Below are 15,555 nucleotides of genomic sequence, written 5' to 3' on the forward strand. Positions count from 1 at the left end.
GGGGCTCCGGGGCAGCCGCCGGTGCCCTGGCCGCCCGGGGGAGCGGGCGGCCAGGGCAAGGGCGCGCTGGGTCAGGCGACCGTGCCGGTGACCGAGCTTCCGGACTTGGTGACGTGGTAGGTGACCTTGGCGCCGCTGTAGAAGTGGAAGACCAGCGTCGCCGGTTCCCCGTCGCGGAGCGAGGTGAGGAACTCGGGGGTCAGGATGATCGTCCCGTTCGGGTAGTCGGGCGAGAACGCCTTGTTGAACTCCTGGTACGGCGTCCAGTCGGTCGGGCCGGCGTTGCTGCCGTCGGCGTACGTGGCGTGCATGGTCGCCAGGTCGTTGCCCCGGTACTGGGTGGGAACGGCGAACGATTCGTTGGTGCCGGTGGCGTTCGACAGCACCGGAACGTCGTTGGTGACGATGTCGATGTTCCAGGGCAGCCCACTGGTGAACCGGGCCTGGACAGTCGAGTTGACGCCGTAGGCCCGGTTGCCGACCAGGCGGGTCAGCGCCTTGGCGGTGAACGTCAGCTGGTTGCCGGAGACGGTGTAGTCCCGTCCCGCGGTCAGCTTGGTGTTGCCCTGCCACACCCCGCAGAACTTGGTGCCGTTGAGGTTCAGGGTGAGCGACTTGGCCGTGATCGGGCTGGACTTCGGCACGAAGACCTTGTCGAAGGAGGCCGTGCCCGAGCGGGTCGTCCAGCTCGACTTGATCCACGCGAACAGGGCCGGGTCACGCCACTGGAGGGTGTCGCGGTTCAGGTACGAGAACGGGTCCCACAGGGCGGTGGTGAGGCCGTACTTGCGCGCCCCGTAGCCCACATGCTCGTAGTACTTCAGCGCCTCGCCGCGCTCGACGCGGGAGGGGTGGAAGTGATTGGGGTACTCGAGCAGACCGTACTCGCCGATGTAGACCGGGATGCCCCTGGCGACGAAGGTGCTGTGCATGGCGGCGAAGGAGTCCTCCAGGCCCTTCTGCGCGACGTCGTCGTAGTGGGTGCCGCCCGCGATGTTCACGCTGAACGGGTACCAGCTGTAGTAGTGCACCTGCGCCACGAGCTGACGGTCGTTCAGCGAGTCGATCGTGCGGTACAGGTCGTCCATGTGGGCCTGGTCGCCGCTGCCGGACTGCGTGGTCAGCGACAACAGACGGTCCGTGTTCGCGCCGCCCGAGGAGCGGACGATCGAGTGGAAGGAGACCTGAAGCTCATTCAGGTACTCGGTCTTCTGCGCTGCCGTGGCGTTTTCGAACTGCGGCTCGTTGATGCCCTCGAAGAGCAGGGAGCGCGGCTCGTCCCGGAACGCCGCGGCGATCTGCTTCCAGGTGGAGTTGAAGCGGGCGACCACGTTGTCGTGGTCGGTCGACATCTTCGAGACCCACTGCCACGAGTCGTGGTGGACGTTGAGCACGACGTACAGGCCGCTGTCCTGCGCCCAGTCGACGAGCTGCTTGACGCGGGCCATGAAGGTGGCGTCGATGGTGTACGGCGCGGTGGCGGACTGGTGGTCGCTCCACGTCACCGGGATGCGGACGCTGCGGAACCCGTCCGCGGCGACTTTCTCGAACGTCGCCTTGGTGGTCTGCCCGTTGCCCCAGGAATCCTCGTTGGGAATGGCGTCCAGGGTGTTGCCCAGGTTCCAGCTGGGCTGCATCGTCGCGACGGCGTCCATGGCGGAAGCCGGAACACTGGCCGCCGACGGTGACGCCTTCTTCGTGCCGTCGGGCGCGGCCAGCGCGGTGCCGCCGGTCAGCCCCAACATGACGACCAGCGTCAGCAGCAGGGCGGCCAGGCGACCTGGGCCGCGGCCGCGGTGGTGCGCGGGTTGCCGTATGTCCTTCATGCGTCATGCCTTTCGGTCGGTCGTGCGGGTGATCCGATCCGTGGTGGTCAGGACTGTCAGCCGGCCCTCGTCGCCACCTGGCGGGGCCTGGTTCAGCCGTCGAGGGGCTCGTAGTCGAACCAGTCGAAGTGGACGGTGCCTGCCGCGGCGTACATGCCGATGACCCGGCCCGTGAAGCCGCCGGCGACCTCGGTCGACAGGTAGCGGCCGTCGAGGGTCGCGAGCTCGGTGAACGTGCCGTCGGGCTGCTCGACGCCGAGGGAGACGACGTCGGGTCCCGTGCACGGTCCGTGCGGAGACGGCGGTTCCGTGATCGTGACGGCGAGGACCACCGGCCCGGCGGGCACGGGCTGTTGGGCCACGACCGTGCGCAGGGGGCCGACGCGCGCGATGACTCGTACCTCCGTGCCCGACACCTCGATCGCGTAGTGGTGCCGCTCGTCGAGCCGTACGGCGAGGCCACCGCCTCCCTCCGCGACATCGACCAGAGTCCGCGCCCGGCACGACAGATGCCGCTGGCGCCGGCCGGTGAACACCACGTCGGGTTCGTCAAGGGAGCCGCCCCGCGCGCGGAGCGTCAGCCATCCGGGGCGCTCCTTGGTGGTGCAGTGCTCGGCGGACCGGTCGCGCAGGGAGATCCAGGACGGTCGCAGTTCGGCGAGGTCGAAGTCGTCCCGGCGCTCCTCGACCGGACTGGGGGAGAGCGGCCACGGGAGCTCGGGCAGGTCCAGGGCGACCTCGCCGACGACCGGCCAGTCGTCCACCCAGGTCACGGGGGCCAGGAAGGTCTCCCGGCCGAGCACGTGCCAGCCCGGTGTGCCGCCGCCCGGTCGGACCCCGAGCAGCACCATCCACCAGGAGCCGTCGGGGCCTTGGACCAGGTCGGCGTGCCCCGTGTTCTGGACGGGGTGGTCGGTGCCGCGGTGGGTGAGGATCGGGTTGGCCGGGCACGGCTCGAACGGGCCATTGGGCGTACGGCCGCGGGCGACCGAGACACCGTGGCCGCGCTCGGTGCCGCCCTCGGCGATGAGCAGGTACCAGTAGTCGCCGATCCGGTACAGGTGCGGCGCCTCCGGGGCCTTGGCGCCGGGTCCGCCGGACCAGAGCCGGTGCGGAGTCCCGTACGTCTGCCCGGTGGACGGATCGATACGGACCTGCGAGACCCCGGCGACCGTGCACCAGCAGGTGCCGTCCTCGTCCCAGACCAGGTCGGGATCGATGCCGGGGACACCCGGCGCCCGGATGGGGTCCGACCAGGGCCCCGCCGGGTCGGTGGCCGTGACGATCAGATTGCCGCCGCCCTCACTGCAGTTGGTGACGATCAGCCAGAAGCGGCCGTCGTGGTGGCGCAGGGTGGGGGCGTAGATCCCGCCGGAGGACCACGCGTCCGACAGGCGCAACTGCTCCGGCCGGTCCAGGGCGTTGCCGATCTGCGTCCAGTGCACCAGGTCCCGGCTGTGGAAGAGGGGAACCCCGGGGAAGTACTCGAAGCTGGAGCAGGCCAGGTAGTAGTCGTCGCCGACGCGGCAGACGCTCGGGTCGGGGTGGAAGCCGGGGATCACGGGGTTCACGGGGTTGGTGAAGCGTCCGTCCGGCTGGCGCGGAGGGGGCACCCGAAAGGTCCTCTCGTCGATTCGTGCTGCGGGCGTGGGGTGGTTCAGGGAGCGCCGGGATCCGTGCGGGTGATGCGGAGCAGGACGGCGGACGGCGCGGTGGGCAGGGTCAGGCTCAGCTCGGCCGTGCCGGGCATCCAGGCGGAAACGGCCTGACTGACCGAGGGGTAGAGCAGGTCGACACGGGCGGCGGTGTCCCGCAGGTCGGGCAGGTGAAGCGTCGCCGTGGCGTCGGCTCCGGGGCGGCGCCAGGCGGTGAGGTAGGTGGTGGCGGGAGTGCGCAGGGCCAGGGCGATCCAGGGGTCGTCCCAGGCAGGAAGGCCCAGGGGCCAGGACGGCACGGCCCCCGGCAGGTCGGCGCGGATGGCCTTGTACGCCGCCACCGCCTCGTGGACCAGGGCGCGGGCCTCCGGGGCGAGTTCGGGAATGCGGCCGGAGAGATGGATCCGGCCGAGGAGCGCGTTGGCCATGGTGAAGGCCACCTCGTCGAGGGAGTCCTCCGGCTGGGGGTACGCCCAGACGGCGCCCTGTTCCGGGGTGGCAGCGGTGGGCGCGGAGGCCGCGATGGGCGCGTAGAGCTGGAGGTTCTGCTGATCGCTCGTGGACTGCAGCTGCATCCGGGACAGCAGGGCGTCGTCCCAGCGCATACCGCCCGAGGCGCAGTTCTCCACCACCAGGTGCGGGTACCGGTCGAGGACGCCGTCGAGCCAGTCGAGGTGCGCCCGGTTGTGGCCGAGCAGGCCGGCGCCCGGGGTCTCGCCGGGGCGGGCGCTGGTGCCGGAGCCGGGGTCGATGTTGTGGTCGAGTTTGAGGTAGCCGACGCCCCACTCGCCGACCAGACGGTCCACGACCTGGTCCAGATGGGCCCGGGCGGCCGGGTGGCGCAGGTCCAGGTGATGCCGGCCGGCCTCCGTGACGCGAACGCCGTCGCGGCGGAAGAACGCCTCGTCGGGCAGGGACTTGGCCATGGGGCTGCGGACGCCGATCACCTCCGGCTCCAGCCACAGGCCGGGAACCATGCCGCGCTCCCGGATGCGGTCCAGCACCTCGTGGATCCCGCGCGCCCCGCCGAACCGGGAGGCGGCGGGCTCCCAGGCGCCGACGGTGGTCCACCAGCCGCCGTTGTCGTCGTCGTACCAGCCGGCGTCGATCACGAAGTACTCCGCGCCCGCGTCGGCCGCCGCGTCGATGTGCGGCAGCAGCTTCTCGGTCGTGGGGTCGCCCATCAGGCAGTTCATGTAGTCGTTGAAAATGACGGGCAGGCGCTGGTGGTCGGCGTGCGGGCGGCGCTGGGCGCGGCGGTAGCGGGTCAGCGCGGCGAACGCCTCGTCCGGGCCGCCGTCGGCGCTGAAGGACAGGGCGGCGGGTACGGTGCGGAAGACGGCGCCGGGTTCAAGGGGGTGCCGCCAGCCGTGGTGGGTGTCGGTGGGTCCGAACAGCGCCGCGTAGGCCGCCTTTTCCCGCTCTTCGCACTCCCAGCGCCAGCCCCCGCCGTTGTGCTCGATCTGCCACACCCAGGTGCGGCCGGTGATCCGGTCCGTCAGGCCGCCCATGGGGAGGTGCCCGCAACTGGACCAGGTGCCCTGTCCGTTCAGGGTGAAGCCGGCTCTGCCGTGCCCGTTGCTCACGCGTCCGCTGTGGGCCGGTGTGGTCAGGCGCATCGGCTGTCGCCGCCAGCGGCATTCGGTGAGCCAGTCGTTGTCCGCCCACAGCAGGTCCGCTGCGTCGATGGCCGCCGTGTCCTGCGGGGTGAGGCAGCCCACCGCGAGCGAGCTGACCGACTCCAGGTGCAGCGTGGCCTGCCCCTCGTTGCGCAGGGTCACCTCGCTGCGGAGTACGGGGATGCCGTCCGGGGAGCGGTAGGTGACCTCCGCGGCCAGCCCGGTTTCCGGATCGTGGAGATGCACGGTCAGGGTGTGCCAGTCGCCGTCGTGGGTCGCGTGGTGGCTCCGGTGGCGCAGCCGCCCGCCGAGATCGGTGCCCACGAGGCGGTCGCCCGACCAGCCACGGCCGTGGCCCGCGGCCGTCACCTCCACCAGGGGCTGGGAAGCACCGGGAGTTCTCCGCGCTTCGCCGGGAAGCCCGAGGTACGCGAGGCGCGGGCTGCCGTCGTCATCGAGGACGATCTCGAGGTGAAGGGCCTCGTGTCCCCAGTGGAAGGTCCCTTGTCCCTTGGTCATGTCTGCCCTTTCGAGGTCAGTGCCCGCGCAGAACCGCGCAACCGCCGGGCGGCAGTTCGTGCGCGAGTGCGTCGGTGAGCAGGTCGTGGGCGGGCTCGGGCAGCGGCACGGGTTCGGTGCGGTGATTGATCAGGAAGCGCCAGCGGCGTCCGTCCGGGGTGCGTCGGGTGACGGCCTCGACCTGCGGGGGCAGGCCCGGCAGCTCGGGGCCCACCCCGGCCTCGTCGAGCAGCCGGGCGACAAGGGCGCCGTAGTCGGGGTCTTCGAGCTGGGTCGAGAGGTACCAGCCCTGCCCGTTGCCGAGGCGGTGCCGGGTCAGCGCCGGGCTGCCGGTGAGCATCCCGTGGGTGTAGGCGGCGAGCGGCTCGGCGCCCTCGGTGCGCAGGGACTCGCTCCAGGCGGTGCCCTGTGTTCCGTCCGACAGGGTGATCCGCTCGCCCCGCCGCAGGGGCCGGTACTCCTCGACGCGGATGCCCAGCGCCTCGCGCAGGGGAGCGGCCGGGTAGCCGCCGAGGCGGGCGTGGAGGCGTTCGTCGGCGTAGCCGCTCGCGTGCTGGACGAGGAGCGTCCCGCCGTCGGCGACGTAACGGCGCAGATTCTCGGCGGCCCCGTCGGAGAGGAGGAACAGGGCCGGTGCGACGACGAGCGGGTAGCGGCTCAACTCGTGTTCGGGGTGGGCGAAGTCGACCGTGACCCCGGCCTCCCACAGCGCGCGGTGCGCCCGGGCGAGCGCCGCGTGGTAGTCGAGCTCCGTGGAGGGCAGTCCGTCCACGCCGAGCGCCCACCAGGCGTCCGGGTCGTGCAGGACGGCCACCGGCGCCGACACCGTCGAACCCGCCAGCTCGCCGAGGCGGGCGACCGCCTCCCCGGTCTGTGTGACCTCGCGGAAGATCCGGCTGTCGGGTCCTGCGTGCGGGACCATCCCCGAGTGCCAGGTCTCGGCGCCGGCCCGGGACTGCCGCCACTGGAAGAAGAGGGCGCCCTCCGAGCCGCGGGCGATATGGCCGAGGGTGTGCCGCAGGATGTCACCGGGGTCCTTGGCGAGGACCCGGTCGCCGTCGTAGACGGTACTGGTGCCCTGCTCCATCAGCAGCCAGGGACGGCCGCCGCCCAGGGAGCGGGCGCGGTCCGCGTGGAAGGCGACGTCGGCGGCGGCGGCCAGGCCGGGTGCGCCGGGGTACTGGTCGCAAGTGACCACGTCGAGTTCCCGGGCGAGGGCCCACAGGTCGATGTTCTGGTACGAGGGCAGCATCAGGTTGGTCGTCACCGGCCGGTCGCTGTGCGCGCGGATCGCGTCCCGCTGCTCGCGGTAGGCGGCGATGACCTCGTCGGACCAGAAGCGGTGGAAGTCCAGTGCCTGGCCGGGGTTCTTGTGCCAGTTGGTGGCACGCGGCGGCAGGATCTGCTCCCAGGAGGTGTAGCGCTGGCTCCAGAAGGCCGTTCCCCAGGCGTCGTTGAGGGCGTCCAGCGAGCCATGACGGGCGCGCAGCCACACCCGGAAGGCGGCGGCCGTGTGGTCGCAGTAGCACAGGGTGACGTACTCGTTGTGCACGTGCCACAGCGCGAGGGCGGGGTGGTCGCCGTAGCGTTCGGCGAGCACCGCGGCGATCCGACGGGCCGCGTTGCGGTACGCGGGCGCGGTGAGGCAGTACGTGTCCCGGCTGCCGTGGACGAGACGGGTGCCGTCGGGCCGGACCGTCAGCGCGTCCGGGTGGGCCAGGGTGAACCAGGGCGGCGGGGAGGCGGTGGGGGTGGCCAGGTCGACGGCCACGCCGTTCGCGTGCAGGCGCTCCAGGTGGGCGTCCAGCCAGGCGAAGTCGTAGCGGCCCTCCTCCGGTTCCAGCAGCGCCCAGGAGAAGACGCCGACGGTGGCCAGATTGACCCTGGCCCTGCGCATCAGCTCGTCGTCCTCCTTCCAAACCGGCTCGTCCCACTGCTCGGGGTTGTAGTCCCCGCCGAAGGCCAGGCCGCCCAGGCGGTCGGTGATGCTGCGAGTCGTCATGACGGTTCCTCGGGTACGGAGAGGGAGTCGTGCTCTGTCGGGCCGCCCCCCGGCAGGGTTCCGCGGTTCACCTCATGACCCATGGCGGCGGCCTTCCTGCGGCGGCTGTCGAAGCGCTTCACTTCAGCCGCAAGTTAGCGGACGATTTTCGGGTCAAACAAGGGTCTCGACCGCGAGACTCTTTCTTCTGCAGGCGCATTGACAGCCCGTCAGTGGGAATGGCATCGTCGAAGCGCTTCGACAAGCATGCCTCAGCGCCGGCTCAACACTCGGCTCACGAGCGACCGCGAGCGCCGCACGACCAGCGCCGAGGATCTCGCGGTGGGTGCGTGGTTGCGGCTGTTCGACCGGCGGCTCGGTCAGTGGGCTCGAAGCACATCGAACGCCGTGAGAGCCGCGTGGAGTTCGGTGCGCTGTTCGCCGGACTCCAGGTCGCGGTCGAGGAGACGCTCGATGGTGCGCAGACGTTGGTACATGGTTTCGCGGGACAGGCCGCCCCGGCGCGCGGCGGTGGTCTTGTTGCCGGCCGCTTCGAGGTAGTGGCGCAGGGTCGTCAGCAGGTCGGTGCCGTGCTGGGTGTCGTAATCGATGAGTCGCCCGAGCTGCTGTTCGGCGTACTCCTGGATCCGGGTGTCCTCGCGGAGCGCGTAGAGCAGGCGGCGCAGGCCGATGTCGGACAGCTCGTGGAAGGACCGGTCCGGGGGGAGGGGCTGGCCGGGCGGGGTGGCCTCGGCGACGCGGGCCGCCTCGCGGAAGGAACGGGCGGTGTCGGAGAGATCCGTGACCTCGGTACCGACCGTCACGACCGCTCGCGGGGCCAGGCTCAGTGTGGTGCTGCACAGTCGTTCGACGACCGGGCGCCAGGGTTGGGAGGGACGCAGAGCCAGCAGGATGCCGAGGCGGTCGGGGGCCAGTTCGCCGACGAGCGCCGGGACTCCCGCCGTCCGCAGCTCCTGGAGCAGGCGGGCCTCGGGCTCGGTTCCCCCTTGGCCTGTGCGGAGGTCCACCAGGGTCGCGACGTACCGGCTTCGGTCGGTCGGCAGGCCAAGTGCGGCGCAGCGGGCGCGGGCGTCCTCGGCGGAGCGGTGGCGCTGGTCGACCAGGTCGCGCAGGGCGTTGCGGTGTGCGGTGTGTTCCCAGGGAGTGGGGTGGATGAGTCGGGCGACGGTCAGCGCCATCGCGGTCCGCTCCAGCACGGTGATGTCCTCCGGCCCGAAGGCGGGGCCGTCGGTGCGGGCCGGGAGCATGACCACACGGCCCCAGCGCTCGCCCTGGTACTCGACGGGTGCGGTGAGCCATCCCGCCGGGCCGCATCCCGGCGTGTGGTCGTCGGCTCCGGTGGCTCTGGAGCGCCGTTCCCAGCCGGTGAGCGCCTCCTCCACCGTGCCTCCGGACGGTTCGCAGATCAGTGCCTGGTGGACCAGGTTCTCCAGGACGACCGTGCGGCCGCACATCTCCGCCGCCGCACGCACCACGTCCTCCGGTCCGGCTCCGCGCAGTGTGAGGGCGGTGAACGCCTCGTGGATGCGCTGGGTGCGGCGCATCGCGTCCGCCTGGTTGCCGAGCAGGAGGGCGTGCACGACCTGGGTGACCTCCAGGAAGTTGACGTCCTTGGCGAGCGTGACGAGGGGAAGGCCACGCAGGCGGCAGGCGTCGACGAGGGCGTCCGGCGGGCGGTGATAGCGACGTACGAGTTCGATGACCAGCGCCGCGGCCCCTACGTCGGCGAGTTCGTCGACGTACCGGCGCACGCCGGGCACGTCTTCGGGGAGGGGCATTCCGGTGGTCAGGACGAGTTCGCCGCCCTTGAGGAAGGACGCGGGGTCGGTCAGTTCGGTGATGTGGACCCACCTGACCGGCCGGTCCAGCTGGGGCACACCGGTGACGACCTGGGGCTGTCCGGCGGCCAGGACGGGAAGGGCCAGGACGTCGGCGACGGTGAGCGCGCGGGTGGTGCCATGGCCGGCCGGGTGGTTGTCGTTCACGGTGTCCGGTGTCTCCATGGGGTCCCCTGCTCGAGCACGGCTCAGTGCGCGCGAGTGCCCGGCCACTGTGACAAGCGTCGCTGACCTGCGCAAGAGCGGTCCGTGAGCGATCGGCACCCGGCATACCCCCGGCGAGGCGGACACAACGTCCGGATGTCGCGGCCCGGCCGGACAGATCGCACGTTGGCGCACCCCTGGTCCGCGGAGATGCTCGGGATACCGCAGCAGACCGAACGCCGAGGCCGGGAGACGAACATGACCGCACTGTCGCCGCACCTTCGCCAGGCCACACCCGTGGTGGCGGTCCGGGGTGAGGGCGTCCACCTCTACGGCGAGGACGGCCGCCGCTACCTCGACTTCACCGCAGGCATCGGCGTCACCAGCACCGGGCACTGCCACCCCAAGGTCGTGGCGGCGGCGCAGGAGCAGGTGGGCACGCTGATCCACGGCCAGTACACGACGGTCATGCACGAGCCGCTGCGGCGGCTGGTCGACAAGCTCGGCGAGGTGCTGCCGGCCGGTCTGGACAGCCTGTTCTTCACCAACTCCGGCAGTGAGGCGGTGGAATCCGCGCTGCGCCTGGCCCGCCAGGCCACCGGCCGGCCGAACGTCATCGTGTGTCACGGCGGCTTCCACGGTCGTACGGTCGCCGCCGCCTCCATGACCACCTCCGGCACCCGCTTCCGCTCCGGTTTCTCGCCGCTGATGAGCGGTGTCGTCGTCACGCCGTTCCCGTCGGCCTACCGTTACGGCTGGGACGAGGAGACCGCCACCCGCTTCGCCCTGAAGGAACTGGACTACACGCTCCAGACGATCTCCTCGCCCGCCGACACGGCCGCGATCATCGTCGAGCCGGTGCTGGGCGAGGGCGGATACATCCCCGCGAACCGAGCCTTCATGGAGGGCCTGCGGGAGCGGGCGGACCGCCACGGCCTTCTGCTGATTCTCGACGAGGTGCAGACGGGCGTCGGGCGTACCGGCCGCTTCTGGGGGCACGACCACTTCGGCGTCACGCCCGACATCCTCGTCACCGCCAAGGGCCTGGCCAGCGGCTTCCCGCTGTCCGGCATCGCCGCCTCGGAGGAGCTGATGACCAAGGCATGGCCCGGCTCGCAGGGCGGCACGTACGGCGCCAACGCCGTTGCCTGCGCCGCGGCCTGCGCCACCCTCGATGTCGTACGCGACGAGAAGCTCGTCGAGAACGCCGAGGCGATGGGCGACCGGCTGCGCCGCGGCCTGGAGGCGGTGGCCGACCGGACGCCGGGCATCGGCGACGTGCGGGGCCTCGGGCTGATGCTGGCCACCGAGTTCGTCACCGAGGACGGCAACCCCGCCCCGGAGACCGCCGCCCGCGTGCAGCGCGCCGCCGTTGACGAGGGCCTGCTTCTGCTGCTGTGCGGGGCCTGGAACCAGGTCGTACGGATGATCCCGGCGCTGGTGATCGACGAGACGGCGGTGGACGAGGGCCTCCAGGCGTGGGCGACCGCGGTGGAGGTCGGCACATCGGGAGCGGCGCGGCGATGACGGACCCCACCGGGGCCGGCGCGGCGATGCCGGACGCCACCTCGCCCGGCGCGGCGATGGCGGACGCCACCACGCCCCTGGAACCGCTGGTCGCACGGCTCGCCGAGACCGCGCTCGCCTACGGGTGGAGACCGGCCCCGCCTCCACCGGCCGCTACGCCTAGGACGCCTCCAACTACCGGCTCCCGCCGCGGGCCGTGGTCTTCCCCCGCAGCGCCGACGACGTCGTCGCGGTGCTGCGGGCCTGCCGCGAGGCCCACGTTCCGGTCACCGCCCGCGGTGGCGGCACCAGCATGGCGGGCTACGCCGTCGGGCCCGGCGTCGTACTGGACTTCTCCCGGTACATGAACCGGATCCTGGGCATCGACCCGACGGCGCGCACCGCGCGAGTCGAGGCCGGAGTCATCCTGGACGCGCTGCGCGGCGCGACCGCACCGCACGTGCTCACCTTCGGCCCCGACCCGTCCTCGCACAGCCGGTGCACCCTCGGCGGCATGATCGGCAACGACGCCTGCGGCAACCGGTCGGTGCGGCGCGGGCGGACCAGTGGCCACATCGAGGCGCTGGAGATCGTGACGGCCGACGGAGTGCGGGCGGTCGCCGACCGAACCGGCCTGCGCGCGGCAGACCCGCACGACACGGACGCGGTCGAGCGAGTCGCCCGCATCGAAACGGACGTACGCCGCCTGATCGAAGCCAATCTGGCGCCGATCCGCACCGATCTCGGACGCGTTCCGCGTCAGGTCTCCGGCTACCAACTGCACCATCTGCTGCCCGAGCACGGCTTCGACATGGCTCGCGCACTGGTGGGCACCGAGAGCTCCTGTGCGGTCGTCACCGCGGCGACGGTCCGCCTGGTGGCGACCGCACAGGCGTCCACGCTCCTCACCCTCGGCTACGACGACGACGTCGTCGACGCCGCCGAGGACGTCCCCGAGATCCTGCGCTGGAACCCCACCGCCGTGGAGGGCATGGACGAGGCGATCGTCGCCACCATGCGTGCCCGGCGTGGTCCGAACTCCGTCACGGGGCTCCCCGAAGGGCGGGCCTGGCTGTACGTCGAACTCGACGGCGACGATCAGGCGGCCGTCGACGCCCGCGCCGCCGAACTGCTGGACGTGCTCAAGGCGCAGGGCCGTACGACCGACGGGCGGGTCGTGCACAGCCCGGCCGAGCGACGCTCGCTGTGGCGGGTACGGGAGGACGGGGCAGGGCTCGCGGCCCGCCTGGTGGACGGCGGGGAGTCCTGGCCCGGCTGGGAGGACGCTGCGGTCGCGCCCGAGAACCTGGCCGCCTACCTGCGCGGCTTCCGTAAGCTGCTGGCCGCGCACGGTCTGACCGGCGTGCTGTACGGGCACTTCGGCGCGGGCTGCGTCCACGTACGCATCGACTTCGACCTCGCCACGGACACGGGGCGCGCCGCCATCCGCCGGTTCCTGTCGGAAGCCGCCGCCCTGGTCGTGGAGCACGGCGGAAGCCTGTCGGGCGAACACGGCGACGGGCGGGCCCGGGGCGAGCTGCTGGAGGTCATGTACAGCGACCGGCTCATCCGGACGTTCGCTGCCTTCAAGGAGATCTTCGACCCCGAGGGACTGCTGAACCCGGGTGTCATCGTGGCCCCGGCCCGCCTGGACGACGACCTCGCCGTGCACCAACTCCCGCTTATCGACACGGAGTTCACCTTCCCGCACGACGAGAAGGGCTTCGCCGGTGCCGTGCGCCGGTGCGTCGGCGTCGGCCGCTGCCGTAGCGACGCGGGCGGCGTGATGTGTCCCAGCTACCGGGCCACGGGGGAGGAGACCGACTCCACCCGCGGTCGGGCCCGCCTGCTCCAGGAGATGGTGCGGGGCGGAACCGTCCGGGACGGCTGGCGCTCCACGGAGGTCCGTGACGCCCTCGACCTGTGCCTGTCCTGCAAGGCGTGTTCCAGCGACTGTCCGGTCGGCGTCGACATGGCCACGTACAAGGCGGAGTTCCTGCACCAGCACTACAAGGGCCGCGTCAGACCCCGCTCCCACTACTCCCTGGGCTGGCTGCCGCTGACGTCCAGGCTCGTCGGACGCGTGGCCCGCCCGGTGAACACGTTGCTGCGCGGACACCTTGGGAAGCTGCTCGCACGTCTCGGCGGCGTGACCACCAGACGCCGGATCCCCGCCTTCGCCTCCCGCCGCGCACTGCGCCGGGCCCTGCGCACGGCGAGAACCGGCGAACCGGCGAAGACGCTGCTGTTCGTGGACAGCTTCACCCGCGCCTTCCGCCCCAAGGTGGCCGGGGCGGCGAGCCGCGTACTCGCCGACGCCGGCGTTCCCTGCACGGCGCAGGACGACCTGTGCTGCGGCCTGACCTGGGTGAGCACCGGGCAGCTGTCCGTCGCGCGCCGCATCATGGCCCGCACGGTCGCCCGTCTGGACAACGGCGACGAACGGCCCATCGTCGTGGCCGAGCCCAGCTGCGCGGCCGCGTTGAAGCGTGACATTCCCGAACTGCTCGGCACCGACGCCGCCCAGCGCGTCGCGGCCCGCGTCCACACCTTCACCGGCGCCCTGACCGACCTCGCCACACCCGGCTGGCGCCCGCCCGCGCTGCCGGACGACGTCGTCCTGCAGACCCACTGCCACGAGTACGCCACCTTCAAGGGCCGCCACCCCCGCGACCTGCTCTCCCGCCTCGGCGTACGGAAGGTCGGCGAGGCCGAGGGCTGCTGCGGTCTCGCCGGCAACTTCGGCTTCGAGGAACAGCACTACGACACCTCGATGGCCGTCGCCGACCTGGCCCTGAAGCCGCGCCTCGACGGCATCCACGCCATGGACGGGGCCACCCCGACCGTCGTCGTGGCCGACGGCTTCAGCTGCGCGACCCAGATCGACCACCTCGCCGGAGACCGGGGCGTCCGCGCCCTGCACCTCGCGGAACTGCTCGACCCCGCCGTCGATCGATCCGATCAATCAGGAGAGACCTCATGACCGACACACCCACTCAGTTGTTCATCGGCGGGGCCTGGGTGGACGCCGCGGACGGCGCCACCATGCCCGTCGACGACCCCGCCACCGGCGAGATCCTCTGCCACGTCGCCGACGCCGGTCCCAAGGACGCGGGGCTCGCCGAGGAAGCGGCCGTGCAGGCACAGCAGGAGTGGGCCCGTACGGCACCCCGGGTGCGCAGCGAGATCCTGCGCCGCGCCTACGAGATCATCATCCAGCGCACCGACGAGCTCGCCCAGCTGATGACGTCCGAGATGGGCAAGCCGCTCACCGAGGCCAGGGGAGAGGTGGCGTACGCGGCCGAGTTCTTCCGCTGGTTCTCCGAGGAGGCCGTCCGTATCGACGGCGGCTACGGCACCCTGCCCGACGGCCGCAACCGCATGCTGCTCTCCCGCCGCCCGGTCGGCCCCTGTCTGCTGATCACCCCGTGGAACTTCCCCCTCGCCATGGGCACCCGCAAGATCGGCCCGGCGGTCGCGGCCGGCTGCACGATGGTGCTCAAGCCGGCCCCGCAGACCCCTCTGTCCAGCCTGGCTCTCGCCGCGATCCTGAAGGAGGCCGGGTTGCCGGACGGCGTGCTCAACGTCGTCACCACCTCCCGTGCGGGGGAGGTCTGCGAACCGCTTCTGCGCGGCGGGCGGATTCGCAAGCTGTCCTTCACCGGTTCCACGGCCGTCGGGCGGCTGCTGCTGGCCCAGAGCGCGGAGGCGGTCGTACGGACGTCGATGGAGCTGGGCGGCAACGCGCCGTTCATCGTCTTCGAGGACGCCGACCTGGACAAGGCCGTGGACGGGGCGATGGTCGCCAAGATGCGCAACATGGGCGAGGCCTGCACGGCCGCCAACCGCTTCTTCGTGCACCGGTCGGTGGCGGAGGAGTTCGGGCGGCGTCTGGCCGAGCGGATGGGCGCGCTCGTCGTGGGCCCCGGCACCCGGGACGGCGTCGATGTCGGCCCGCTGATCGACAGGACGGGGCGTGCCAAGGTCGAGGAGCTGGTCGCCGACGCGGTGGAGCGTGGTGCACGCGTCCTCGTCGGCGGCCGTACGCCGGAGGGTCCGGGCTGCTTCTACCCGCCGACCGTGCTCGCCGACGTCGACCCCGGCAGCCGGCTGATGGACACGGAGATCTTCGGCCCGGTGGCCGCGATCCTCACCTTTGACGACGAGGGCGAGGTGATCCGCCGGGCCAACAACACCCCCTGGGGCCTGGTCGGTTACGTCTTCACCGAGGGCCTCGACCGTGCCCTGCGGGTGAGCGAGCGGCTGGAGGTGGGCATGGTGGGGCTGAACACGGGGCTCGTCTCCAACCCGGCCGCACCCTTCGGCGGGGTCAAGCAGTCAGGGCTGGGCCGTGAGGGCGGCAGGATGGGAATCGACGAGTTCCTGGAGTACCAGTACCTCGCGGTGCCCGTCAGCTGACGGCTACTCCCTGTTCGACCTCGCCTC

Annotated in this window: 8 protein-coding genes; 3 read left to right on the plus strand and 5 right to left on the minus strand. The window is 71.8% G+C overall.

The window, feature by feature from the left end:
- Window positions 1–71 precede the first annotated feature (71 nt).
- The 5 genes from ACZ7NC_RS23775 to ACZ7NC_RS23795 form a co-directional block, all read right to left on the minus strand.
- Entirely contained in the window at window positions 72–1,826 is a 1,755-nt protein-coding gene (locus ACZ7NC_RS23775) for a cellulase family glycosylhydrolase (RefSeq protein WP_471491021.1), read from the minus strand.
- Between the two features lie 92 nt (window positions 1,827–1,918).
- Complete coding sequence (locus ACZ7NC_RS23780) at window positions 1,919–3,439, minus strand: glycoside hydrolase family 43 protein (protein ID WP_471491023.1); 1,521 nt, start codon at window positions 3,437–3,439, stop codon at window positions 1,919–1,921.
- Between the two features lie 44 nt (window positions 3,440–3,483).
- On the minus strand, window positions 3,484–5,619 hold the full coding sequence (locus tag ACZ7NC_RS23785) for an alpha-galactosidase (protein WP_471491024.1): 2,136 nt from the start codon (window positions 5,617–5,619) through the stop codon (window positions 3,484–3,486).
- Between the two features lie 16 nt (window positions 5,620–5,635).
- Window positions 5,636–7,621, minus strand: coding sequence for a beta-galactosidase (locus ACZ7NC_RS23790; protein ID WP_471491026.1), 1,986 nt, complete (start codon window positions 7,619–7,621; stop codon window positions 5,636–5,638).
- 359 nt (window positions 7,622–7,980) lie between these two features.
- Window positions 7,981–9,624: a PucR family transcriptional regulator gene (locus ACZ7NC_RS23795; protein WP_471491028.1), complete on the minus strand. Its 1,644-nt coding sequence runs from the start codon at window positions 9,622–9,624 to the stop codon at window positions 7,981–7,983.
- 237 nt (window positions 9,625–9,861) lie between these two features.
- On the opposite strand from ACZ7NC_RS23795, the gene ACZ7NC_RS23800 reads away from it, so the two are divergent.
- From ACZ7NC_RS23800 to ACZ7NC_RS23810, 3 genes are all read left to right on the plus strand, one after another.
- Window positions 9,862–11,130, plus strand: coding sequence for an aspartate aminotransferase family protein (locus tag ACZ7NC_RS23800; protein ID WP_471491029.1), 1,269 nt, complete (start codon window positions 9,862–9,864; stop codon window positions 11,128–11,130).
- Window positions 11,131–11,326: 196 nt separating this feature from the next.
- Window positions 11,327–14,092: an FAD-binding and (Fe-S)-binding domain-containing protein gene (locus ACZ7NC_RS23805; RefSeq protein ID WP_471491031.1), complete on the plus strand. Its 2,766-nt coding sequence runs from the start codon at window positions 11,327–11,329 to the stop codon at window positions 14,090–14,092.
- On the plus strand, window positions 14,089–15,528 hold the full coding sequence (locus ACZ7NC_RS23810) for an NAD-dependent succinate-semialdehyde dehydrogenase (RefSeq protein WP_471491032.1): 1,440 nt from the start codon (window positions 14,089–14,091) through the stop codon (window positions 15,526–15,528). The genes ACZ7NC_RS23805 and ACZ7NC_RS23810 overlap by 4 nt, the downstream gene beginning before the upstream one ends.
- The last annotated feature ends 27 nt before the right edge of the window (window positions 15,529–15,555 follow it).

This window comes from Streptomyces sp. NPDC111802 (assembly GCF_055634335.1).

What these genes read in the sequence shown, in the direction of transcription:
- ACZ7NC_RS23785 (WP_471491024.1), bottom strand. Translation starts at nt 5,619, where the DNA reads ATGACCAAGGGACAAGGGACCTTCCACTGGGGACACGAGGCCCTTCAC.
- ACZ7NC_RS23790 (WP_471491026.1), bottom strand. Translation starts at nt 7,621, where the DNA reads ATGACGACTCGCAGCATCACCGACCGCCTGGGCGGCCTGGCCTTCGGC.
- ACZ7NC_RS23800 (WP_471491029.1), top strand. Translation starts at nt 9,862, where the DNA reads ATGACCGCACTGTCGCCGCACCTTCGCCAGGCCACACCCGTGGTGGCG.
- ACZ7NC_RS23810 (WP_471491032.1), top strand. Translation starts at nt 14,089, where the DNA reads ATGACCGACACACCCACTCAGTTGTTCATCGGCGGGGCCTGGGTGGAC.
- ACZ7NC_RS23795 (WP_471491028.1), bottom strand. Translation starts at nt 9,624, where the DNA reads ATGGAGACACCGGACACCGTGAACGACAACCACCCGGCCGGCCATGGC.
- ACZ7NC_RS23775 (WP_471491021.1), bottom strand. Translation starts at nt 1,826, where the DNA reads ATGAAGGACATACGGCAACCCGCGCACCACCGCGGCCGCGGCCCAGGT.